Below are 22,735 nucleotides of genomic sequence, written 5' to 3'. Positions count from 1 at the left end.
ATGTCGTCCAGCAAGGTCCATGGAACACCCTTGGGACCGTGCCCAAAGGATACGCGCGTATAGGGGAAAACGCCTGAAATGGAAAGCGTGAATCGCGATGTGCCGTTTGTCTGCGGCTAGAGACCGCGGATCATCGGCAGAGCCTCGCGTGGCAAGAGCGCGATGTGATCAAGGGTCAGGCCCGTGGCATTGCCAATCGTCGCAATCCGGACCCCGTTCAGCAACACGGCTTGCGATGTCCCTCCCTCTGGCTCCGGTTCAAGGCTCAGGCTTGGTTCGTCGCCAGCTTGCGCATCGTAGAATACGATCAGCCGGTCCTCTTCGGGTTGAAAATCAACGATTTCTACCGCCTGACCTTCTTCGATCCAATCCCCCAGCAGCACCGTATCGGCACCTGCCCCGGTGGTCACCAGATCACCATGACCAGCAAGGATAAGATCGTCACCGGAGCCGCCATTCAGAAAGTCGCGCGCGTCGCTGTCATCAAGCGTGGGCGTTGCGGTGTCATCGACCAGCCCGACCAGCACATCATCGCCCCAACCGCCAAACAGCGTGTCCTGCCCGAGCCCCCCCTGCAACGTGTCATCGCCGATATCGCCATGCAGCGCATCGTGGCCCGCATCCCCGCGCAACAGATCATTTCCGGCGCTACCGACCAGACTGTCATCGCCATCGCCGCCAGAGAGTTCATCCGCGTCATTGTGGCCATAGAGAGTATCTGCGCCCTCTCCGCCAAAGAGGGAATCCATCCCGTCGCCACCATGGAGGGTGTCATCGCCGGCATCTCCGGAAATCCGATCATTGCCGGGGCCACCAAGCAGGCTGTCATCCCCTATGCCGCCGAAAATCGTATCGTCCGACCCCTGCCCGTGGAGCTGATCGCCACCCTTGGTTCCGGTCAGCGTCTCTGCCTCGGGCGTCCCGTTGATAATCTCGCCCATGCCGATGGGCGCATCCTGCCCAAAGATACCATCAAGCAGACGAGGCCCCTCGTTGTCACTCTCCGACTGGTCGCCCTCGTCCTCAGGCTCGTCGGTCGCAGGCTGAAGGCCGACGAACGCCGCCGCCCCAACCGCGACCATCCCCAAAAGACTCGCAAACATCAACATTGCACGCCACTCACTTGACTCGCAACGATTAGACGCCCGGCGTGCCCGTCTGGCAAATCTTTCCTGTAACCGTGGTTAACCGACTACCGCCCCGGCGGCACCACCTCATAGCCCTGCTCCTCGGGCTCGTCGTCGACCATCTCGGCCGGAAAGCCGGGCGCACGAATGTCGAGGCCGGTCGCCTCTTCCAGCCGCCGAATGATGTCATCCGACTGCGCACGTGCGCCATAACGCCGGATACCGTCATCAAAGATCGATATCATCAGCGGCGAAATTTCCAGCGGCACGCCTGCGTCATCGGCAATCTTTTGAAACAGGCCAATGTCCTTTTTCACCAGATCCATGGTAAAGCTGATGTCGCGGCTGCCGTTCAGAATGACCTGGCTTTCGGTCTCATGCACAAAGGACGTGCCGGAACTGATCTTGATCGCTTCATAAGTGGTCGCAAGGTCCAGCCCCGCGCCCTTCATCGTCACCATCGCCTCACACAGCGTCAGAAGATTGGCGGTCGCCAGATAATTCGTCATCACCTTGAGCAAGGACGCGCTACCGATCTCGCCCGTATGCAAGAGCCGCCGACCCAAGGTTTTCAAGAGCGGCAGAATCCGTTCAAACGTGGCCCGGTCACAGCCCGCAAAGATCGAGATATTGCCGGTATCGGCCCGGTGGCACCCACCTGAAACCGGACAATCCACCGCCGCCCCGCCTGCCGCGATCACAAGCCCGCCCAAACGGCGGATTTCATCGGCATCGGTGGTGGACATTTCCATCCAGATCTTGCCAGGCCCGACCTCTGGCAGCATCTGCTGCATTACCGCATCCGACGCCGCGGGCGACGGCAGACAGGTGATCACCACCTCGCAGTCGCGCATCATCTGTGCCGGGCTTGTGGCTGCCTTGGCCCCGCGCGCGACAAAATCACTGACCAGATCCGCGTTCAGGTCATGCACTGTCAGATCATGGCCATTGCGCAGCAGACTGCCCGACAGTTTGCCGCCCACATTGCCCAGCCCGATGAAACCGATCTTCATGTCTTTTTATCCTCTCCCTGCGCCGCTCTTTGGACGACTCCGCGCAGCCTTTTGCGATTCGGTTCCGAATTGCAAAGCCATTTGCGACAGTTTCAGGCAAAAGATGATCAGCGCCGCCGCAATGTATCGCCAAGGCTCAGCGTCGGCTCGAGCGTGATGCGCACCGGGGCACTATCCTCGGGGTTTGACGCGCGGGCCGCGATGATCTCGGCGGCACGCCGCCCGATCTCCAGCCGGCAGGCGTCCATCGTTGCAAGTGCCCGCGGCAACCCTTCCAACAGTTCGACGCCATTAAAGCCAGCGAGCCCCATATCATTGGGAATGTCGATCCCCTGCTCTAACAGATAGAGCAGCCCGCCCGCCCCAATCATGTCGTTGGAATAATAGAGGAAATCCAGATCCGGTGTACGCCGTAGCATCTCAGCGGTCATTTCCCGCCCCTTGAGCAGCGCTGATCCGCCGGAGTAAAACTCGTGATCCGCCATCTCGATCCCAGCCTTGGCCAGAGCTTCGGTAAATCCCTCAAAGCGTTTGCGCGCCCGGTGGTCGAGTGGCATCTTGGTGCCCATGAACCCGATCCGCCGATAGCCTGCCTTGATGATAGCTTGCGCCATCTGCTGTCCGGCGCGCCGGTGCGAAATCCCCACGACCGAGTCAATCGGTGTGCCGTCCACATCCATGATCTCGACCACGGGAATCCCGCTTGCCCGCAACATGGCGCGGCTTGCATCCGAATGCTCCAGCCCTGCGATGATCACGCCAGACGGGCGCCAGGACAGCATTTCGTAGAGGACTTTTTCCTCTTTCTCAGGCCGATATCCTGTCAGCCCGACCACGGGTTGCAACTCGGTTTCCTCAAGAACCCGGCTAATTCCTGTCATCACCTCGGGAAAAACCATGTTCGACATCGACGGAATGATAACTGCAACAAGATTGACGCGCTGACTGGCCAAAGCCCCCGCAATCTTGTTGGGCACGTATCCTAACCGCTTGGCCGCTTCGAGCACCCGTTGCCGCGTGCCCTCCGAAACATCGCCCTTATTGCGCAGAACGCGGCTTACCGTCATTTCAGACACGCCCGCGGCCTCGGACACGTCGCGAAGGGTCAGGGGATGTCTGTCATGCTGGGTCACGGAGGGATGTCCACAAGGTCCTACGCCTTTGTTACCGCGAACACCCTGACAGGATCAAGCTGCCTGCGTGAATCCACGGCAAAACACGCTGACAGGGAAATCGGACGATGACAAAGGCCCTCGCTCGCGCTAATCAGTTCCCCGCGTGGCCCCGTGGCTCAACAGGATAGAGCAGCCCCCTCCTAAGGGGCAGGTTGCAGGTTCGAATCCTGCCGGGGTCACCACAAAACCAATGAAATATTGTTCTCTCCGGAGGTATTGCAGGAGTGCATAAAGCGCTCCATGATTTTTTGCGTCGAATTCAGCTAAAAGCGGTGGACTGTGGTACATAACTTGTAAAAGTTGAGCCGTCACAAGGATCAGCAGCGTTGCGAACGAATGCGCTAAAGGCTGCGTTCGGGATATGGGGATCTGGCCGATTAACTTTGGAAAGCCTGAAATTTGACCTTATGAGTGGCGACACAAGACGAGCAGCGATACAATCACATCATGCCATTTTCCCATCTTGAAACACGCAAAATCGTGAGCAAGCCCCGGCTCATGTTTCGCCCGGATCCCGTTTTGGGTTGGCGGCTGTCGCCCGAACATACGGTCCGTGTGGCGTTTCGCAGTGGCATTTTTCAGAACATTGCGGCTGATGGCTGGCGTTATGTCCCTGGATCCCAGACCGCGCAGGGACCGCGTGTCGCAATTTATGGCTGCTCGTTTACCTATGGCACCGGTTTGTCGGATGATGAAACCTTTACCGCCCTCCTCCAGCGCGACATGCTAGGTGTCCAGATTTTGAATCGTGGCATTGGCGGGCATGGTACTGTGCAGAACCTTCTGCAGCTACGTCGTGACATTGCCGCAGGAACAATGGATGCCGCCGTTTTCGCCATGATCAGCGATCATCGGTTTCGCAACATCGCCCATCCACAACGCATGCGGCAGTATCTCAGCGAAGATTGGTATAAATTGAGGGTCGAACATGTGCCCGTTGCGCGATTTGATGGAAAGGGCCAGATTCAGATCGTGTATCGCGAGATTTGGCAACCGGCGCTGCGTGACGTTGAATTCCGAGTTTTTCTACCGGATGACCATATGATCAACCTTGCCACATGTGCAGTGCTCGGCATGGTCTGCGAGACGGCCAAGGCGGCAAGCATCCCTTTGCAGATTGTCATGCTGGATGCGCTGGACCCCGATTTTAACTCCGCTGTTTTCAGCCGGTTTCCAGAAGCTACCGATATTTCAAATCCTCACGACCGGGATCACACATTTCTGCCACGGGATATTCACCCAAACGCCAGAGCCAACAGCCTGTTTGCTGATCGGCTGCAGCCGCTCATCAGGCGGCTGATTGGCACGGATCTCGGCCGTCGGAGCGACCAATGACCGCCCCCCGTTACACGCTTGGCATCTCGTCGCATTTCCACGATTCTGCGGCGGCGCTCGTTCAGGGCACACACATCCTTGCCGCCGCGCAGGAAGAGCGTTTCACCCGGCGAAAGGCTGATTGGCAGTTTCCTATGAACGCAATCACCTATTGTTTGTCGCAGCTTCCGGAAGGCGCGTCGCTTGATCGCGTCGCCTATTATGAGGATCCCGGACTCAAACTGCGGCGCATTCTACAAACCGCGCAAACCCGGCTTCCGACCGGTGCGCGGCTCTGGCCGCGGATGGTGGAAACCCTGCGAAGCCTTGCAGAAGAGCTGCCGATGCAATTGAGGAAGATCGCTGAGGATACAGACCGAATAGTCTTTGTCCCGCATCACCGATCACATGCTGCGTCGGCGTTCTATCCTGCGCCCTTTGCCGAGGCGGCAGTGCTGGTGTTGGATGGGGTCGGTGAATATTCCACCACGACACTTTGGTCAGGCAAGGCCACAGGGTTAAAGGCCGAGGCAGAGATCAGCTTTCCGCACTCACTCGGTCTCTTTTATAGTGCGTTTACGCAATACTGCGGCTTCAAGGTAAATTCTGGCGAATATAAACTGATGGGCCTCGCCCCCTTTGGCACGCCCGAGTTCCGCCAAAAGATCCTTGATGAGCTGATCGAGCTGCAACCTGACGGTAGCTTTGCCCTCAACATGGCATATTTCGATTTTGACCGGGGGCTGAGTACCACATCGCCGCTTTTTGAAATGCTGTTTGGTCAACCGCAGCGCAAAGAGTCTGATCCGATGACACAGGTCCACATGAACCTCGCCGCCTCTGCCCAAGCGGTGCTGGAAGAGGCGGTGTTGGCCCTTGCCAAAACCGCTTTGGACCGTGCGCAAAGCATGAACCTCTGCCTTGCGGGGGGTGTTGCGCTGAATTGTGTGGCCAATAGTCGGCTGATCCGCGACCTGCCCGGCCTTCGCAATCTCTGGATTCAGCCTGCATCCGGTGACGCGGGCGGTGCCTTGGGCGCGGCGCTAGAAGTGGCGCGCGATGACGCTGCAACCGAGGCGCAGCCAATTCCAAACGATACCATGGCAGGCGGCTTTCTTGGGCCACAGTTCACCGATGCTGACATCTGCGCGCCGTTAGAGACTGCGGGATTGGTCTATCAGCAGCTGCCCGACCCAGCGACCTATGCCGATACGGTCGCACGGGCGCTGGCCGAGGGGCAGATTGTCGGTCATTTTCATGGGCGGATGGAATTCGGACCGCGTGCTTTGGGGAACCGCTCGATACTTGCCGATCCGCGCGGCAAGGACACGTTAAGCCGCGTCAATAAATCAATTAAATTCCGTGAAGACTGGCGTCCCTTCGCCCCTATCGTGCTGGCCGATCAGGCGCCCCTCTATTTTGAGGACCCAACCGATAGCCCCTATATGTTGCTTGTCGCGCAACTCAGGCCGGAATTTTGCGGAAAAACTACCTTGTCAGACGCACGTGGGCGCGGCTTGCACAGCCCGATGCAATTGCAGAACGCCGTTGTCAGCGATTTTGCCGCCGTCACCCATGTGGATTTCAGCGCGAGGTTGCAGACCGTAACACCCGGTATTGGCACACGGGCAGGTGCGATCCTCGCTGCGTTCCATGCGATGACTGGTTGTCCGATGCTGCTCAACACCTCGTTCAACGTACGTGGGGAACCGATCATCTGTAGCCCCAAGGACGCTATTGACTGTTTTCTCAACACCCATCTGGACCTTCTTGCCATCGGCGGGGTGATCGTTCGAAAATCTGCCCAGCCGGATTGGGTTCACAAGAAAATAGGGAGGATGCACTTTGCCGCAGATTGACCACCCTGAGTTTCTAGAGCGGATGATGACCCTTCTTGGTGCGCATCCGGTAGAGGGCCCTGTCGAAACAGCGGGCCTTGTACCGCCAATGGCAGAGCTGAATGCCGCCCCGCGCCCTTTTGCAGAGGTTTACGGTGCTGAGGGCCTTCTTGCGCAGACAGGCATCCGTGCCATGGAGGACGGCGAGCAGAGCATGGCGGCCTTGCTCAGCGCCCTGCAGGTCGCGCTTGAGAATGGTCGGCTCGATCTCGCGCCCCCTGATAAACCTGCGCCCCGTTTGGGCGGGTTTGTCTATCCGGTCGTCTAAGGACATTCTTGCCCCCTGCGGCGGATATCTCCCGCCGCAAGAGGTGTATTAGTGCGTCTAACTGCGTGATGGAAATACGCCCTCAAGGGCGATGCAATAGCGAATGACCTGCGTTGGGTCCTGCACAGTCACTGGCTGGTTTCCCCCTGAGGGCACGATCATCTGCGGCGACATTTGCACATTGGCGGGTTGTTCCGAATAGATCGTCTCCTGTCCGGAACCACCATCCGGTGCCGCCGCTAGAATCTTGCCCCCCGGTCCGGGGAAATTGCCATCGCTGTTGGTCGCGTTCACCGCGTGGCTATGCGCGGCCAACTGATTGGTGGTCAGTGTCACTGTCTGTTGTCCGCTGCTTTGCCCCCAAGACCGCGGGCTCAGACCGGTGCCGGTGCCTTGGCCAACCGGAATACGACCACGCAAATCCGGCAGGCCAAAGGATACGTTCCCATCGCCACCAAACGTCGTTCCAATCAGGGCAAAGAGTGCACTATTTTCACTGATTGCAAGAAGTTGGCCGTTGGTTTCGGCCCAGCCAGTCGGACAAAAATTGACGATACCCATCGGTGCGATCTCGCCAAAATAGGGGTCTGCGTCTGCCAGTGCTGCTTGCGGCGCTGCACATGCGGCAATGCCAAGCCCAATCGCCATCAGCGCGTCACGGGATTTCGTTTTCAAATGTGTCATCAAAGTCTCCAAAGTCTTGATACGGAACGGCAACCTGTCGCTCGTCCAAAGGTGGGATCAATTACGTGATGGGAACGCACCCACTGTGGCAATGCAGTGGTAGAGCGCCAAGGTCGGATCCAGAGTGCTGATCGGGGTGCTTGCCCCGGCGGGGGCGATCATCGCCGCGCTCATCGTGACATTCGGGTTGGCCTGAGAATAAATTGTCTCGTTGCCGCTGCCGCCGGTCGGTGCCGCCGCCAACAGCTTATTCCCCGGACCAGGCAAATCGCCGTCCAGATTGTTCGCCTGCACCGTATGGCTATGCTGCGGCATCGTTGCCTCTGTCATGACCTTGGTCTCAGAGCCAAACCTTTGCCCCGCCAGCCGTGGTGTCAGGCCGTTCCCGGTCCCTTGGCCCACCGTAATCCGGCCGCGCAGATCCGGCAGGGCAAATGTCGTGATCCCGTCTCCGCCAAATTGCGTGCCGAGTAGGGAAAACAGTGCTTGGTTTTGTGCAATCGGCAACAGTTGCCCTGCCGCTTCGGACCAACCGCGTGGGCAAAAATTAAAGCCGACGATCATGATGTCCCCCAGAAAGGGCTCTAATCCAGCCTTTGCTTGGTTCGGCGTGGTGCCAAGGCTCAAAGTCAGGCTCAGGGCTCCCACTGCCGCAAGCATGCTCTTCTTCAAATTCTTCATTGCTGACTCCAAATATTAAAGTTGTGTCTGATATCCGCAAAAATCGCGCCCGCAGCGTCAGCCGGGGCCTTGGGCTATGCTCAGGGTCGCGACGGAAATACCCCTTGGGTAGCAATGCAATACTGCATCACGAGCGCCGGATCTTCGACATTGAATGGCTGGCTTTGGCCGGAAACGCCGATCATCGTCGGCGCCATCGTGACCGTGGGCCCCTGATCAGAATAGATCGTCTCAGAGCCTACCCCGCTTGGCGGTGCTGCCGCCAAGAGCTTGTTACCCGGTCCCGGTAGATCTCCATCGAGGTTGTTTGCATTCACCGCATGACTATGCAGCGGCATTTGAGCAGCGCTTAGCGTGACAGACTCTGCTCCGGTCATTTCACCTTGGCTGCGCGGTGACAGGCCAAGTCCGGTTCCTTCTCCCATTGCACCCCGACCCCGCAAGTCGGGCAAGCCAAAGGTGCTTGTGCCGTTGCCGCCATAGGTTGTTCCAATCAAAGAAAAAAGTGCCGTGTTGCTGGAAATCGCAAGAATTTGTCCTTCCGCACTCATCCAGCCACGCGGACAAAAATTGTAGCCAACAGCAATGATATCCCCAATAAATGGGTTAAGACCGGCCTCCGCCCGATGTGGCACTAGGCTTCCCCCCGCTAGGAGTCCAAGTCCTAGTACCAAAATAGCAGTCGATTTTTTCAGACAATTCATACGACATCTCCAAATATATGTTAAACTCAAAGTTGAGTATTTAGTGTCTTACGATTCCCAATAAAACGCAAAAACTATTCTTAAGGTTCGGGGCCAAAAGAGCACCGTTTCAGGCCAAAGGCCTGGTCCGAGATCCGATCGGATTTGGTGCGTGACAAGGTTTTGATGACTGACCAAAAATACAGGGTTTCGCACCCACATCTAAGCATCCGTGTCGCAACCCCGCCCGTCACAAATCCGCATGTCGCGATTGGTGGCCTTGGCGGTTCAGGAACGCGGGTATTTGCAGCCACACTCTCCGAGGCGGGTATCCGGCTTGGGGCGCAGCTCAACGTGCCGCTTGATAACCTCTGGTTCACCGTGCTTTTCAAACGTGCGGATTGGATTCAGCATGGCCCGCCAGCGGCAGAGGTCGAGATAGCCGCAAAGCTTCTGCGACGCGCCATGACAACCGGGCTGTGCGGCACCCTAAGCGTTGAGGAACACGCGCTTCTGATGCGCCTGCGCGATCTGCTTCCGCCAAATGGCTCTTGGCAAAACGGCGCACGCGCAGCGGATGCCGAGAGCCTGATCAATAGTGGTCCACCGAAAGTGGGCAGCGATCAGCCTTGGGGCTGGAAAGAGCCAAACACCCATGTGTTTCTTCCGCATCTCGCCCAAGTCTTCCCTGAATGCCGCTATATTCACGTCGTGCGGGACGGGCTCGACATGGCGTTCAGCAAGAACACATGGCAAGCCCGGCATTGGAGCCATTTGTTCGGTCTGCCACAGGACCCGAATACCTCACTTGCGTTGCATCAGTTGCGCTATTGGATAGCTGCAAACAGCGCAGCAATAGATTTTGGCAGGGCTCACATGCCCGGACGGTTTCTTGTTATGTCATACGAGGCCTATTGCGCTGATCCGGAAAGACACTGGCCACGCCTTCGCCGCTTCTTGGACTTGCCAGATCACACGTCACTGCCTGCCAACCTTTTGCGGCCCACCACGATTGGGCGAAGCAAAGAGCATGACATTTCACAGTTTCCGTCTGACGTGGTTACGCGCGCGCGTGACCTACAAGCAGAGATAGATGCGCTTCATTATCTAAATGCCGCTTACTGCCTGTAGCTGGGCATTCTGTGATCTGATCGACGTCGAGAGGAATTCAACAGAGCGCATCGCGGCACGGCCTAAGTGAACGCGCTTTAGCCGTTTTGCGGCCCTGTTGCCTCTGCTTCGATCCGCGCCCGTTCGGCATCGCTCTCATAGCTGGCCCAGGGGCGATCTGTGCCTGTGGGCGGCAGATCACTGGGTTTATGCACCAGATGCAGATGCGTCTTGGCGATGAAATGCCCGGTGATTGGCGCGGTCAGCAATAGAAACAGCGTGATCATCAGTTCATGAAATGAGAACTGCCCCACGACAAAGTAAAAATACATCATCGAGGCAATCAGCGCTCCGCCCACCCCAAGCGTCGTGGCTTTGGTCGGCGCATGCAGGCGCATCATCGGGTCCGGCAGCTTGATTAGCCCAAAAGACCCCACCAAGCCAAACACGCCGCTGATCACCAGACAGGCCGAAATGAGAATGTCCACAACCATGTTCCGCCCCCTATTCGATGATATCGCCGCGCAAGAGAAAGCGCGTGTAAGAAACGGTCGAGATAAAGCCAGTCATCGCAATGATCATCGACACCTCAAAATACATCATTGTGCCTTTGAGAATACCAAACAGCGCCAAGAGCGCGATCATGTTCACCACCATCGTATCCAGCGCCAGAATCCGGTCGCCCACGGTGGGTGAACTGATCACCCGATAGATATTGAGCAGCAATCCCAGACCAAAACAGCCAAAGGCAAAAAACAGCGCATAGTCGATCATTCGAAAATCTCCTTGAGCCGGCGTTCGTAGCGCGCCTTGATGTCATCGCGCACCGCGTCCGGATCGGGCGCATCGAGGCAATGCACGAGCAGGCTGCGACCATCCGCTGACAGGTCGCTTGAGACCGTGCCGGGCGTCATGGTGATCGTGCCTGCCAGCACTGTGATCGCCTCTGGTGTACGCAGATCTAATGGGATCGTGATCCAAGCAGGCTTGGTGTTGGCATTGGCCTTGAACAGAATGATCATGGCCACCTGCACATTGGCCACGCAGATATCCCACAGAACCACCAGCACGAATTCCACAATCCGGGGCAGGCTCGACAGGCGCGGGCGGTTGGGCCAATAAGGCGAGGTGATGATCGGGATGATCAGCCCGAGGATCGTCCCCAAGAGAAGGTTACCAAAGGTCAGCTTGTTCACCATCATCTGCCAGACCACAATCAGGGTCAGCGTCAGGAACGGATGGGGCAGGATCTTGCGCAGCATCGTCTTTCCTCCCTCAACCACCGTTCAGCACGGCGGCGATATAGCCTTCTGGCGCATGCAATTGCTGCGCCGTGTCCTCGATATACCCCATCACCGGTCCCGCCAGCACCGACAGCGCCACAATGCCGCCCAGCATTGCGAAACATACGACCAATGGCAGGGCGGGTTGTGGCGCGGGGGCGGGTTCCTCGCCCGTCTCAGGTGCCAGCTTCCAGAAAATCGCACTGCCCGCCTGACCCAGACCAAGGATCGCAACCAGCGACGTGGCCAGGATCACCGTCCAGATAAGCCAGACTTGCTCCATTCCGCGCACGGCGTCGAGAATGAGCAGCTTGCCAACAAATCCCGAGAGCGGCGGCATACCAGCCGTGGCAATCGCCGACCCAAAGAAGAGCGCGGCAATCATCCCGTGCTGCGCCATGCGCGGTCCGGGTAGCATAGCGCCTGCCAAAGACCCGCGCCGCTCGCGTACCAGATCGACCACAAGGAACAAGAGCGCTCCGGCCAGCGTGGAATGGATCATGTAATAGAGCGCCGCAGCCGTAGTTTCGGGCCGGAACCCGGCCAGTGCAATCAGCAGCGTGCCCATAGAGCCGATTGCGGCGAAGGCAGCCAGCCGCCCAAGCCGCTTGGCCCCCAGAATACCCACCATCCCGGCCACAAGCGTGATCAGCGCGGCATAGATCAGCATTTGGTCGATCAGCGCCGCGGTCGCCCCAAGATCGGGGCCGAAGACCAATGTGTATGTGCGCAGAATCGCATAGGCCCCAACCTTGGTCATGATGGCAAACAGCGCCGCCACCGGGGCAGGGGCCTCGGCATAGGTTTCTGGCAGCCAGAAATGCAGCGGCAAAAGTGCAGCCTTGATGGCGAAGACAAGGAAGAGCAGCATCGCGCCAACCCGAAGCAGCGCACTGTCCTCAACTGGAATCTCTGCTGCCCGCACCGCCAGATCGGCCATGTTGAGCGTACCTGTCACCGCATAAAGCGTGCCAAGCGCAAAGAGAAACAGGGTCGAGCCAAGCAAGTTGTAGATGACATATTGCACACCCGCCTTGAGCCTGCGCCGACCCCCACCATGGATCATCAGACCATAAGACGCGATCAGCAGCACCTCGAAGAACACAAAGAGGTTGAAGGCGTCGCCGGTCAGGAAGGCACCGAAAATGCCCATAAGCTGAAACTGATAGAGGGCGTGAAAATTATTGCCGCGTTGGTCCCAGCCGGTGCCCACGGCATAGAGCAGCACCAGCAGTGCCAGAACCGCTGTGACCAGAACCATCAGCGCCGACAGCCGGTCGAGAACCAGAACGATACCAAAGGGGGCTTGCCAGTTGCCCAGCTCATACACTTCAATCGCGCCGCTTGACGCCTTCACGGTAAGGCCAATGGCAATCGCCAGAACCGCAACAACGCCTGCAATGGAAAAAACCCGCTGCAACGATGGATGGTGCCGCATCGACAGCGTAAGGATCGCGGCCAGCACTGCCGGCAGGATGACCGGGGCAATAATCCAGTGGCTCATGCCTCATTCTCCTGCGCGGGCTGCTCTGGCGGTGTCTCGGATCCGATATTCACGGTGTCATCGCGCGATGAGAGGAACGACCCAAGCGCCAGCATAACCACCACCGCCGTCATGCCAAAAGAAATCACGATGGCTGTCAAAACCAAGGCCTGCGGCAGCGGATCCGTATAGCTTTCTACACCGTCCTGTAAGATGGGCGGCATATTCACCACCAGCCGCCCTGTGCCAAACAGGAACACGTTCACCGCGTAGCTGAGCAGCGAGATGCCGATGATCACCGGGAAACTGCGGAGCCGCAGAACCAGATACAGCCCACCAGCGGTCAAGAGGCCTATTGCACTTGCAAACAGAAGCTCCATCTTACGCCTCCTTCTCGCCCGGCGCGGTGCTGAGGGCCGGGTTGATGTCCATGGGCGCGACGTTCACCGTCTCACCCGACCGCCGCGCCATGCTTGACAGGCTGTTGAGTGCCAGCATCACCGCGCCTACCACGGTCAGAAACACGCCGGTGTCAAACGCCATGGCCGTAGCCCATTCGAATTCCTCGATCGGCGGGAAATGCAGATAGCCGTAATCGGATGTCAAGAACGGTCGCCCTGCCAGCCATGCCCCGATCCCTGTCACGCTGGCGATCAGCACACCCACACCGATTGTGGCATGGTAGGTCACGCGCTGCCGTGCTTCGGCCCAAGCAAAACCAGAGGCCATATATTGCATGAGAAACGCAATCGCTACGATCAGACCGGCGATAAATCCGCCGCCCGGTTGATTGTGACCACGCAGGAAAATATAGGCCCCGACCATTAGCGCGATGGGCATCATCACGCGGGTGGCTACAACCATCATCAGCGGGTGGCGATCCCCCGCTTCGGGATAGCGATCCGCCTTCCATTGCGAAAGCCAGCGCCCGCCCGGTCCCTTGAGCACGGTTTCTGTCAGCGCGTAGATGACAAGCGCGGCGATGCCCAGAACGATGATTTCTCCATAGGTATCAAAGCCCCGGAAATCGACGAGGATCACGTTGACCACATTGGTGCCGCCGCCGCCCTTGTAGGAATTCGCGAGGTGAAAGACTGAGATGCTCTCTGACGCGAAATCGCGCAGAAGAATGGCATAGGTCAGACCCGCTACTGCAATACCGCCAACGGCAGCAATGCCAGCATCGCGCATCCGCCGGGCAACACTGCTTTCGGCCGGGGTTTCGCGCGGTAGGAAATTCAGCGCCAGAAGCAACAGGATGATCGTCACCACCTCGACCGAGATTTGAGTCAACGCAAGGTCTGGGGCCGAGAAATAGACAAAGCCCATCGACACAATCAGGCCCACAATCCCCATCAGGACCAGCGCCAAAAAGCGGTTGCGATGGAACGCCACCAGACAGATTGTCGCCAACACCAGCAAGAGCCAGCCAATCGCAGGCACCAACGTTACGGGCAACATCTCGCGCGTGGGCGCAGCCATGCCGCCACCCATATAACCAAGCACACCCGCGCCGATCACCGTGACCGCGAAAATCGCGCCGTTGCGGGTGAGCGCGCCATTATGCACACCATCTGTCAGCGCCGTGCTCAGGGCCGTGGCAGCCCGCGTCACCGCGTCGAACATCACCTTGGCCTCGGGTCGTGGCGTTGCGTTCCACATCGCCATCAGTGGCGTATGCAGGCGTAGCAGGATTGCGCCGCCAACCACCGCGATCACCGACATCCAGAATGCAGGCACCAGCCCATGGATGTGATAGATTTTCACGTAAGGATCAGACTGTGTCACAGCATGTGCCGCGACCCGCACCAGATCCCCGGCAAAGGTCATTGGCATAATCCCAATCAGGATCACCAGCAGGGTCAGGAATGCAGGCGCGGCCCACATGCCGAAACCCGGATCATGCGGCTTGGCCGGATAATCGTCGCGCTTGGGGCCAAGGAACACATGAGCGATATATCGGAACGAATAGGCCACCGAGAAAAGCGCGCCCAAAGTTGCCAACGCGCCCATCATCCAATGTGGGCCGATCCAATGGGTCTCGGCCACTTCTGCCAGCATCATTTCTTTGGACAGGAAACCGTTGAAGGGCGGAATCCCAGCCATCGACAGTGCTGCAATAGTGGCAATCGTAAAGGTGATTGGCATCAGATGCCGCAACCCGCCAAGGCGCTTGATATCTCGCGTATGCGCCTCGTGATCGACAATGCCCGCTGTCATAAACAGCGCGGCCTTGAATGTGGCGTGATTGATGATGTGAAACACCGCGACAACCGCCGCCGCCTTGGTGCCAAGTCCCAAAAGCATGGTGATCAGGCCCAGATGCGACACTGTCGAAAAGGCCAAGAGCGCCTTGAGATCATCCTTGAAGAGCGCGATCTTGGCGGCCATTACCATGGTAATGAGGCCCGTCGAGGATACGATCCAGAACCATTCCGGTGTGCCCGCCAGAACCGGCCACATGCGCGCCATAAGGAAAAGCCCCGCTTTCACCATCGTGGCCGAATGCAGATAAGCCGAGACCGGTGTCGGCGCGGCCATCGCGTGGGGCAGCCAGAAATGAAACGGAAACTGCGCAGATTTTGTGAAACACCCAAGCAAAATCAGGATAAGGGCCGGCAGGTACATCGGGCTCGCCTGAATCGCGTCTTTCTGCGTCAGGATCACGCTGAGATCATAGCTTCCGGCGATATTCCCAAGGATCAACATGCCCGCGATCATGGCAAGACCGCCAAGGCCCGTCACCGTCAGCGCCATTCGCGCGCCTTGCCGCCCTTCGGGCAAATGTTTCCAATATCCGATCAAAAGGAAGGATGACAGCGACGTCAGTTCCCAGAAAATCAACAATAACAAAATGTTATCGCTCAGGACAATTCCCACCATCGCGCCCTGAAACAGCAGCAGGTAGGTATAAAACTGCCCCATCGGATCTTCGCGTGACAGGTAAAACCGCGCGTAGAGGATGATCAAAAGGCCGATGCCAAGGATCATCCCGGCAAAGAGCAGCCCCAGACCATCCAGCATGAAATTGACGTTAAGACCAAGCGACGGCAACCACTCGATGCCAAAGGTCAGCACTTCGCCCCGCATCACCGCAGGCGCGCAAAGCAGCAGCAATATGAGCGCAAGGATCGTGGGCGCTGCGGTAAAGGCGGCGCAGGTGTTGCGCCCGGCTTGGATCATCAGGCCGGGAAACAAAGCTCCCAAAAACGGCAACGCCGCGATGATCGGCAAAAATCCTGCGGCATTGTCCATCCGTCTCCCGCCCCTCTCCCTGTTCTCTGCCTCGGCCTTGGCACCACGTCGCGGGTGCATTTTACGTGCCGTTTCAGTTGATCCAGCGTAATATACGGCGGCATTGCCGCGCCACAACCCAGCTTGTGACGATTTTCCACCTCGTGAAACCGCGACGCTTGAACGCAGGTCCTTGGGATGCTCTGCTGCAAGCGTACCCAACACAGGATCCGACAGTGACCAGCCCCCTACATAGCTTTCCTATTACCGTATATTACGAAGACACCGATATGGGCGGGATCGTTTATCACGCAAATTATCTGAAATACATAGAACGCGCCCGCAGCGCTTGGGTGCGCGACAAGGGCATTGATCAGAACGCCATGCGCGATTGCGACGGCCTCATATTTGCTGTGCGCCGGGTCGAGGCTGATTATCTTGGTCCCGCGCGGCTTGATGATCGGCTTACGGTTGAAACGCGCGCCGTTGCCGGAACTGGCGCGCGGTTGGTGATAGAGCAATCTGTGCTACGCGGCACCGATGTCATCTTTACCGCGCAGGTCACGATCGCTTGCCTGACCCTTGCGGGAAAGCCGGTCAAACTGCCTGCGCCTCTGCGTACGACCGGCTGAGCGCGCCCGCTCGACGCGTCACGGGCATTGACCGACTACCCGTAAATACGGGCGTAACTGCGTTGAACCCACACCAAACTCGCGGATCACATCTGCCTCTGGTCGGTTGTCAGAGATAATCGCTATATCCCCATCATACCAATCCGCAGGGGTGGCCGCGCCGGTCCTGTCGCGCAGTTGCAGCGCCTTGGCCACACGCAGAACCTCGTCGGTATTCCGGCCAACAAATACAGGATACTCGAAAATCATCCGTATCCGTTGCGCCGGATCAATCAGAAAACTCTTGCGAATGGGCCATTCCGAGGATTCCTTTTCGTGGACCATGCCGAATATCCGCGCAAGTCGCATGCCGTGATCACAGGCACAGGGGAAATCGACTTTCACGTCGAACATGTCCTCGATCTCTGCATGCCACGCTTGCTGCTCTGCGATCGAAGAGGCAGTCAGGGCTAGGTTCTTGATCCCACACGCAGTCCAGGATCTTGAATAGCTGGCCAGTGACGCGATCTCGGTGGTACAGACCGGCGTAAATGCGGCGGGATGGCTGAACAGATGCACCCAACTGCCCTCAGCCCAATCCCAAAAGCGCAAAGTCCCCTGTGTGGTCTCGACAGCAAAATCGGGAAACAGATCTCCGATCTGCGGCAGCCACTTTACAGTTTTGCGCAACGAGCTGGGCAGTTTCAAAACCTCGTTTCCCGGCCCGCGTGGAGTAAAGAATTGTATGGTCATGCCAGCGCCCCATCGTCCTCTGATTGAAAGTTGTTGATGCCTGCAACAGTGAGAGGATTGAAACCAAATGTGTTTAAAATCGGGCAAAGGCGTTTAACGTTATGTCTTAACACAAAAATCGCCCATCGGTCGTAGATGCTTGTGTCTAAAAGGTGACTTTGATAGTACTCTTCTAAATGTCCTGAGTGCATGGGATTTTTGGTTCGGTCCCAATTCACCCCGCGCAGACGTCCTTGGTTTTCGCCTCGCGATATATTCATCTCCAGACATCGATGCGAGACAATATGCCACTAAGGGCCATGGTTCTTGAAGAGGACCGCGCAACCAAGCTTCTTGTGACAGAGCGCCTTGCCGAAGAGGGTTACGAAACGGTGCTGTGTCCGGATATTTCTGCTGTTTTGGACGCGGTAGAGCGCAACAACGTACACATCTGCGTGGTGGGGGCCCGTTATCGTGGCGTAGATGGCTATGATATCGTGCGCCAGTTACGCCACAAATCCGGTGCCGGGCTAATCTTGTTGGGTAATTCCGAAGACGAGATTGACGCCGTTCTTGCGCTGGAAATGGGGGCAGATGACTATATGGTCAAACCCGTGCGCCCCCGCGAACTTTGCGCCCGTGTGCGCGCTGTGGTGCGACGGATAGCGGCTGCGGCACCCGATGCCGATGGGACCCGTCCAATGCCAAGCCCGTCGTTGCGCCGGGTAGGAAATGTGGAAATCTGCGGCGTGCGTCGCTCTGTTCGAATTGGCGGGCAGCCAATTGAATTGACCACATTCGAATTTGACGTGCTGATGGTGTTGGTGGCCCATACCAATGCGATCTTGTCGCGCGACCAGATTATCAAATCGGTACGCGGAGATCAGTGGTCGATCAGCGACCGTTCCGTGGATGGCATCATCAGCCGCTTGCGTCGCAAGTTGTTCGCGGGCGAGGAAGGAAACCGCCGCATCAAGACCGTTCATGGTCGAGGTTATATGCTCCTCGAAGCGCAAATGCTGGACGAAGTCTGACCCCGCCGCCACGTTCCGGCAAATATCCGCCCGATCCTGAGGCGAATTCCGCTGTAAACCAGCGCTGGCTTGCGGATGGTGTTGGCTTTCCCGTTTCAAATAGGATAGTTTGCTCTGCAATAAGGCCGGAGAACGGCCAGACACACAAAGAGCAGGCAAATGGAAGCAGAAACCCTGGCATTGGCACAGGAGATAGATTTCTCCATGTGGGCGCTTTTCGCACGCGCCACTCTCACCGTTAAACTGGTGATGTTCATGTTGATCGTGTCCTCGTTTTGGGCCTGGTCGATCATCATTCAAAAGATCATCATCTATCGCAAGGCACAGCTTGAGGCTGAAATCTTTGATCGCCGCTTTTGGTCCGGTGAGCCGCTCGATGGGCTGTTCGACGAAATCGGGCCAGAACCCGCGGGTCAATCCGAGCGGATTTTTGCCGCCGGCATGACAGAATGGCGGCGCAGCCATCGCAATGACGGCAATCTCATCGCCGGCGCTACGGCGCGGATCGACCGCAGTATGGACGTGGCCATCGCCAAAGAATCCGAGGGCCTTCAGAGTGGGCTTCAGGTGCTGGCGACAGTCGGCTCTACCGCGCCCTTCATTGGGCTTTTTGGCACCGTCTGGGGCATCATGCATGCCTTCGTCGAAATTGCCGAGCAGCAGAATACCAACCTTGCCGTTGTCGCACCCGGCATCGCCGAGGCGCTCTTGGCCACCGGCCTTGGCCTCATCGCGGCCATTCCGGCGGTTATCTTCTACAATAAGCTCAGCGCCGATGCCGACCGGATTGTAGCGGGATACGAGGCCTTTGCCGACGAGTTCGCGACCATTCTCAGCCGACAGTTGGACAGCTAGACCATGGGCGCGGGTGTCGTTCAGAAATCAGGCGATTCAGGGCGTCGGAGGCGCGGGCGTGGCCGCTCGCGCCCGATGTCCGAGATCAACGTCACGCCCTTTGTGGACGTGATGTTGGTGCTTTTGATCATTTTCATGGTGGCCGCCCCCCTTATGGTGGTGGGCGTGCCGGTGGAATTGCCCAAAACCGCCGCCAATTCGCTTCCCAGCGAAGAAGAAGAGCCGCTGACCGTCACTGTCACCGCCGAGGGTATCGTGATGATCCAGACCTCTGAGGTGCCGCGCGGAGAACTGGTCGCCCGTCTGCGCGCCATTGCGACAGAACGCGAGAGTACCCGCGTGTTCCTGCGCGCCGATGGGTCAGTGCCTTATCAAGACGTGATGCAGGTCATGGGCGCACTCAACAACGGCGGCTTTGCGAATATTGGGCTGGTGACAGATGCTGGCGGTCCAGCACTTGACGGGCAGGGCGGCTAGGGGCGCATCTGGTGAACACCGGACAGATCATATCGGGCGCGGGCCATCTGGCATTTATCGGCTGGGCCCTGCTTGGGGGCGTGTTCCGCTCTGATCCGCCCCCCTTCGAGGTGGTGGAGGCCACAACTATTTCCTCTGAGGAATTCGCGGCCCTGCTCGCACGCCAGAGCGCCCCCGAGGCTGTCGCCAATGTCGACACACCAGAGCCGCCCGCGCCCGGCGATTCTGCGCCGCCGCTTGCCTCTATCCCCGATACCCCGCCTGAGAGCACGCCGCCCCCGGCACAGGAAACCGCGCCCCCTGATCCCGCGCCCGATGTCTCGGAAATCACCCCGCCTGCGCCCGCCGAGGTGACGGATACTGCGCCGGTGCTTGAAACCCCGCAAGAGGATGTGGCGGTCGTGGTTCCGCAGGTTTCGCCCCGGCCCAAGCCGCGCCCCGCGCCCCGCGTTGCCCCCGAGGCCGTGGCACCGCCGGAACCGGATGTGCGCATTGATGAGGTGGCCCAGCCCGAGGTCGCGCCCGAGGAAGGTGCCGAAGTGCCGCAAGAGCCCGCCGAGGCTACGGCACAGGAAGAGGCCGCAACCGAGATCGTGACCGAGGCGGAAGAGTCGAAAGACACCGCGCCCACGTCCTCTCTGCGACCCAAACCGCGCCCCGCGCGCCCGGTTGCGCAGGCCGAAGCCCCAACGCCCACCGAAACTCCGGCGCCAGCTACCACCGAAACACCCAGACCCGCTGCGCCCGCGACCGATCAGAGCGCCGTCAACGATGCACTGGCCGCCGCCCTTGGTACCGGTCAGCAGACCGACACGGCCCCCAGCGGCCCGCCGCTCACGTCTGGCGAAAAGGATGCGCTGCGTGTCGCTGTGCAGCAATGCTGGAACGTAGGCTCGCTCAGCACCGAGGCGCTGGGCACTACGGTTGTGGTTTCGGTGCTCATGGGCGAGGATGGCAGGCCGGACAATGGTTCGATCCGCATGGACAGCTTTTCCGGCGGAGGCGATGCGGCAGCGCGTCAGGCTTTCGAGGCCGCGCGCCGGGCGATCATCCGCTGCGGCGCCAATGGTTTCAACTTGCCGCCGGAAAAATACGACCAGTGGCGTGACATCGAAATGACATTCAATCCGGAGAGTATGAGGATCAAATGATGCGCTTTATGATGACCCTCCTTGCGGCCCTTACACTCTGGGCCATGCCCGTTCTGGCGCAGGGCAATGGCCCGCTTCGGATCGAGATCACTGAAGGTGTGATCGAACCGTTGCCCTTTGCCGTGCCCGATTTCGTCTCGGATAGTGCGGCGGGTCAGGAACTTGGCCGCAACATCGCCAGCGTGATCGCCGCCGATCTCAATGGCACAGGGCTCTTTCGCCAGATCCCAAGTTCCGCCCACATCAGCCGGATCACCAGCTTTGAAAGCCCGGTGCAATATGCCGACTGGCGCGCTATCAATGCACAGGCCCTGATTACAGGCGCGGTCAGCACGGATGGTGCCGGGCGCATCATCGCCAAATTCCGCATCTATGACGTGTTTTCCGGTCAGGAACTGGGCGCAGGTCAACAGCTTGTCGGAACACAGGACGGCTGGCGGCGTATTGCCCACAAGGTTGCCGATCAGGTCTATAGTCGCATCACTGGCGAAGGCGGTTATTTCGACAGCCGCGTTGTCTTTGTTGCCGAGAGCGGCCCCAAGGATCAGCGCGCTAAGCGGTTGGGTATAATGGACTATGATGGTGCCAATGTGCAGTATCTGACCGACAGCACCAGCATTGTTTTGGCACCCCGCTTTTCCCCCACCGGCGACCGGGTGCTTTACACCAGCTATGAAACTGGCTTTCCGCGCATCTATGTGCTCGACGTGGCCAATGTTGGGCGTCGCGAATTGCCCACACAGGACGCGACCATGAGCTTTGCGCCCCGCTTTGCCCCCAATGGGCGCACCGTGGTCTATTCGCTGACCCAAGGCGGCAATACCGATCTTTATACGATGGACATCGGCAGTGGTGCCAGCACCCGGCTAACCACCGCCCCCTCTATCGAAACCGCACCCAGCTATAGCCCCGATGGCAGCCAGATCGTGTTCGAGAGCGACCGCTCCGGAACACCGCAGCTTTACATCATGTCCGCAGGTGGCGGCGAGGCCCGGCGCATCAGCTTTGGCGAGGGGCGCTACGGCACGCCCGTCTGGTCGCCGCGCGGCGATCTTGTGGCCTTTACCAAACAGTCCAAGGGGCGCTTTCACATCGGCGTCATGCGCACCGATGGCAGCGAAGAGCGTCTCTTGACCGCCTCCTTCCTCGATGAAGGCCCAACATGGGCCCCCAATGGCCGCGTGATCATGTTCACCCGCGAAACCCAAGGCGAACAGGGTCAGGCCAGCCTCTATTCGGTGGACATCACCGGGCGTAATCTAAAACAGGTCCCGACCAATACCGGGGCCAGCGATCCTTCGTGGTCACCGCTTCAGAATTGAACCCACAAGGCCCGCGTTTCCTTGGGACGCGGGCTGTGATATGACAGGCCAAGGCAGAAACGAATGGGGCTAAAATGACCTATCTGAGCAAGACACTGATCCTCTGTGCAGGGCTGGCACTGGCCGCTTGTACCAATCCCAACCGCTTTGACGACGGCAGCGCTGTGGATCTCAACAATGGCGCGAACTCTGGGGCTGGCTTTGCCGGCTCCGCGCAAGATCCCACCTCGCCGGCCTATTTCCAGCAGACGGTGGGGGATCGCGTGCTTTTTGCCGTCGATCAATCCACGCTCGGCTCAGACGCACAAGCCACGCTTGACGGCCAGGCCAACTGGCTGACCACCAACCGTGATTTCACTGCCGTGATCGAAGGCCACGCCGACGAACAAGGCACCCGCGAATACAACCTTGCCCTTGGTGCGCGTCGCGCCAACGCGGTGCAGGAATATCTGATTGGTCGCGGTGTTTCCCCGAACCGCTTGCGCGTGGTCAGCTACGGCAAGGAGCGCCCGATCGAGATTTGCAGCAACGAGGCGTGCTATGCCAAGAACCGGCGCGCCGTGACTGTGCTGGCCGCCGGTCTAGGCAGCTAACCTAGGA

24 protein-coding genes and 1 tRNA gene are annotated in these 22,735 nt (G+C 58.6%); 12 read left to right on the top strand and 13 right to left on the bottom strand.

Features of this window, described 5'->3' with window-relative positions; genetic code table 11:
- Positions 1 to 116: 116 nt before the first annotated feature.
- The 3 genes from ROSMUCSMR3_RS09910 to ROSMUCSMR3_RS09900 all read right to left on the bottom strand — a co-directional run bounded on the left by ROSMUCSMR3_RS09910 (position 117) and on the right by ROSMUCSMR3_RS09900 (position 3,273).
- Positions 117 to 1,103 carry a calcium-binding protein gene (locus ROSMUCSMR3_RS09910; RefSeq protein ID WP_237183576.1) on the bottom strand — a complete coding sequence of 329 codons (987 nt, stop codon included), beginning with the start codon at positions 1,101 to 1,103 and terminating at the stop codon, positions 117 to 119.
- A gap of 89 nt (positions 1,104 to 1,192) precedes the next feature.
- Positions 1,193 to 2,140: an NAD(P)-dependent oxidoreductase gene (locus ROSMUCSMR3_RS09905; protein WP_008282814.1), complete on the bottom strand. Its 948-nt coding sequence runs from the start codon at positions 2,138 to 2,140 to the stop codon at positions 1,193 to 1,195.
- 107 nt (positions 2,141 to 2,247) lie between these two features.
- Positions 2,248 to 3,273, bottom strand: coding sequence for a LacI family DNA-binding transcriptional regulator (locus ROSMUCSMR3_RS09900; protein WP_008282815.1), 1,026 nt, complete (start codon positions 3,271 to 3,273; stop codon positions 2,248 to 2,250).
- A 147-nt stretch (positions 3,274 to 3,420) separates the two neighbouring features.
- Between ROSMUCSMR3_RS09900 and ROSMUCSMR3_RS09895 the strand changes: the two genes are divergently transcribed.
- The 4 genes from ROSMUCSMR3_RS09895 (at position 3,421) to ROSMUCSMR3_RS09880 (ending at position 6,795) form a co-directional block, all read left to right on the top strand.
- A tRNA-Arg gene (locus ROSMUCSMR3_RS09895) sits at positions 3,421 to 3,497 on the top strand.
- A gap of 229 nt (positions 3,498 to 3,726) precedes the next feature.
- Positions 3,727 to 4,650: an SGNH/GDSL hydrolase family protein gene (locus tag ROSMUCSMR3_RS09890; RefSeq protein ID WP_237183575.1), complete on the top strand. Its 924-nt coding sequence runs from the start codon at positions 3,727 to 3,729 to the stop codon at positions 4,648 to 4,650.
- The gene (locus ROSMUCSMR3_RS09885) at positions 4,647 to 6,488 is read left to right on the top strand and encodes a carbamoyltransferase (RefSeq protein ID WP_081507210.1); all 1,842 of its coding nucleotides are present in this window, start codon (positions 4,647 to 4,649) and stop codon (positions 6,486 to 6,488) included. Before ROSMUCSMR3_RS09890 ends, ROSMUCSMR3_RS09885 begins: the two co-directional genes overlap by 4 nt.
- A complete protein-coding gene (locus ROSMUCSMR3_RS09880) occupies positions 6,475 to 6,795 on the top strand; it encodes a hypothetical protein (RefSeq protein WP_081507209.1) in 321 nt (106 codons plus the stop codon). Before ROSMUCSMR3_RS09885 ends, ROSMUCSMR3_RS09880 begins: the two co-directional genes overlap by 14 nt.
- Positions 6,796 to 6,852: 57 nt before the next feature.
- On the opposite strand, the gene ROSMUCSMR3_RS09875 is transcribed toward ROSMUCSMR3_RS09880, so the two are convergent.
- The 3 genes from ROSMUCSMR3_RS09875 to ROSMUCSMR3_RS09865 form a co-directional block, all read right to left on the bottom strand.
- Positions 6,853 to 7,479: a phage tail protein gene (locus ROSMUCSMR3_RS09875; protein ID WP_081507208.1), complete on the bottom strand. Its 627-nt coding sequence runs from the start codon at positions 7,477 to 7,479 to the stop codon at positions 6,853 to 6,855.
- Positions 7,480 to 7,536: 57 nt separating this feature from the next.
- Positions 7,537 to 8,160: a phage tail protein gene (locus ROSMUCSMR3_RS09870; protein ID WP_008282820.1), complete on the bottom strand. Its 624-nt coding sequence runs from the start codon at positions 8,158 to 8,160 to the stop codon at positions 7,537 to 7,539.
- Positions 8,161 to 8,240: 80 nt separating this feature from the next.
- Positions 8,241 to 8,864 carry a phage tail protein gene (locus tag ROSMUCSMR3_RS09865; protein ID WP_237183574.1) on the bottom strand — a complete coding sequence of 208 codons (624 nt, stop codon included), beginning with the start codon at positions 8,862 to 8,864 and terminating at the stop codon, positions 8,241 to 8,243.
- A gap of 165 nt (positions 8,865 to 9,029) precedes the next feature.
- On the opposite strand from ROSMUCSMR3_RS09865, the gene ROSMUCSMR3_RS09860 reads away from it, so the two are divergent.
- Positions 9,030 to 9,974: a sulfotransferase family protein gene (locus ROSMUCSMR3_RS09860; protein ID WP_081507206.1), complete on the top strand. Its 945-nt coding sequence runs from the start codon at positions 9,030 to 9,032 to the stop codon at positions 9,972 to 9,974.
- Positions 9,975 to 10,051: 77 nt separating this feature from the next.
- Here the strand turns inward: ROSMUCSMR3_RS09860 and ROSMUCSMR3_RS09855 are convergent, their stop codons facing one another.
- From ROSMUCSMR3_RS09855 to ROSMUCSMR3_RS09830, 6 genes are read right to left on the bottom strand one after another with little or no spacing between them, the layout of a single operon-like run.
- On the bottom strand, positions 10,052 to 10,447 hold the full coding sequence (locus tag ROSMUCSMR3_RS09855; RefSeq protein WP_008281175.1) for a Na+/H+ antiporter subunit G: 396 nt from the start codon (positions 10,445 to 10,447) through the stop codon (positions 10,052 to 10,054).
- Positions 10,448 to 10,457: 10 nt separating this feature from the next.
- On the bottom strand, positions 10,458 to 10,727 hold the full coding sequence (locus ROSMUCSMR3_RS09850) for a K+/H+ antiporter subunit F (RefSeq protein WP_008281177.1): 270 nt from the start codon (positions 10,725 to 10,727) through the stop codon (positions 10,458 to 10,460).
- Positions 10,724 to 11,215, bottom strand: a complete 492-nt coding sequence (locus tag ROSMUCSMR3_RS09845) for a Na+/H+ antiporter subunit E (RefSeq protein WP_008281179.1) — start codon at positions 11,213 to 11,215, stop codon at positions 10,724 to 10,726. Before ROSMUCSMR3_RS09845 ends, ROSMUCSMR3_RS09850 begins: the two co-directional genes overlap by 4 nt.
- A 13-nt stretch (positions 11,216 to 11,228) precedes the next feature.
- Positions 11,229 to 12,740, bottom strand: a complete 1,512-nt coding sequence (locus ROSMUCSMR3_RS09840; RefSeq protein ID WP_081507205.1) for a monovalent cation/H+ antiporter subunit D — start codon at positions 12,738 to 12,740, stop codon at positions 11,229 to 11,231.
- Positions 12,737 to 13,099: a Na+/H+ antiporter subunit C gene (locus tag ROSMUCSMR3_RS09835; protein ID WP_008281181.1), complete on the bottom strand. Its 363-nt coding sequence runs from the start codon at positions 13,097 to 13,099 to the stop codon at positions 12,737 to 12,739. Before ROSMUCSMR3_RS09835 ends, ROSMUCSMR3_RS09840 begins: the two co-directional genes overlap by 4 nt.
- 1 nt (position 13,100) lies before the next feature.
- On the bottom strand, positions 13,101 to 15,974 hold the full coding sequence (locus tag ROSMUCSMR3_RS09830; RefSeq protein ID WP_081507204.1) for a monovalent cation/H+ antiporter subunit A: 2,874 nt from the start codon (positions 15,972 to 15,974) through the stop codon (positions 13,101 to 13,103).
- A gap of 269 nt (positions 15,975 to 16,243) precedes the next feature.
- Here ROSMUCSMR3_RS09830 and ROSMUCSMR3_RS09825 point away from each other — a divergent pair, with 269 nt between their 5' ends.
- Positions 16,244 to 16,585 (top strand): YbgC/FadM family acyl-CoA thioesterase, encoded by a 342-nt coding sequence (locus tag ROSMUCSMR3_RS09825; RefSeq protein ID WP_237183587.1) that lies wholly within the window; start codon positions 16,244 to 16,246, stop codon positions 16,583 to 16,585.
- 18 nt (positions 16,586 to 16,603) lie between these two features.
- On the opposite strand, the gene ROSMUCSMR3_RS09820 is transcribed toward ROSMUCSMR3_RS09825, so the two are convergent.
- Positions 16,604 to 17,317, bottom strand: a complete 714-nt coding sequence (locus ROSMUCSMR3_RS09820; protein WP_008281184.1) for a redoxin domain-containing protein — start codon at positions 17,315 to 17,317, stop codon at positions 16,604 to 16,606.
- A gap of 299 nt (positions 17,318 to 17,616) precedes the next feature.
- Here ROSMUCSMR3_RS09820 and ROSMUCSMR3_RS09815 point away from each other — a divergent pair, with 299 nt between their 5' ends.
- The 6 genes from ROSMUCSMR3_RS09815 (at position 17,617) to pal (ending at position 22,728) form a co-directional block, all read left to right on the top strand.
- On the top strand, positions 17,617 to 18,330 hold the full coding sequence (locus tag ROSMUCSMR3_RS09815; protein WP_008281185.1) for a response regulator transcription factor: 714 nt from the start codon (positions 17,617 to 17,619) through the stop codon (positions 18,328 to 18,330).
- A 159-nt stretch (positions 18,331 to 18,489) separates the two neighbouring features.
- Entirely contained in the window at positions 18,490 to 19,185 is a 696-nt protein-coding gene (gene tolQ, locus ROSMUCSMR3_RS09810) for a protein TolQ (protein ID WP_008281186.1), read from the top strand.
- Between the two features lie 3 nt (positions 19,186 to 19,188).
- Positions 19,189 to 19,662: a protein TolR gene (gene tolR / locus ROSMUCSMR3_RS09805; protein ID WP_081507202.1), complete on the top strand. Its 474-nt coding sequence runs from the start codon at positions 19,189 to 19,191 to the stop codon at positions 19,660 to 19,662.
- Between the two features lie 11 nt (positions 19,663 to 19,673).
- On the top strand, positions 19,674 to 20,813 hold the full coding sequence (locus ROSMUCSMR3_RS09800; protein WP_081507201.1) for an energy transducer TonB: 1,140 nt from the start codon (positions 19,674 to 19,676) through the stop codon (positions 20,811 to 20,813).
- A gap of 8 nt (positions 20,814 to 20,821) precedes the next feature.
- Positions 20,822 to 22,135, top strand: coding sequence for a Tol-Pal system beta propeller repeat protein TolB (gene tolB, locus ROSMUCSMR3_RS09795; RefSeq protein ID WP_420541231.1), 1,314 nt, complete (start codon positions 20,822 to 20,824; stop codon positions 22,133 to 22,135).
- 74 nt (positions 22,136 to 22,209) lie between these two features.
- Complete coding sequence (pal, locus tag ROSMUCSMR3_RS09790; RefSeq protein WP_008281190.1) at positions 22,210 to 22,728, top strand: peptidoglycan-associated lipoprotein Pal; 519 nt, start codon at positions 22,210 to 22,212, stop codon at positions 22,726 to 22,728.
- Positions 22,729 to 22,735: the final 7 nt, after the last annotated feature.

Origin of the sequence: Roseovarius mucosus (assembly GCF_002080415.1) — a bacterium.
GTDB classification, from domain to species: domain Bacteria; phylum Pseudomonadota; class Alphaproteobacteria; order Rhodobacterales; family Rhodobacteraceae; genus Roseovarius; species Roseovarius mucosus_A.
This window is presented reverse-complemented; position numbering and strand designations above follow the sequence as displayed.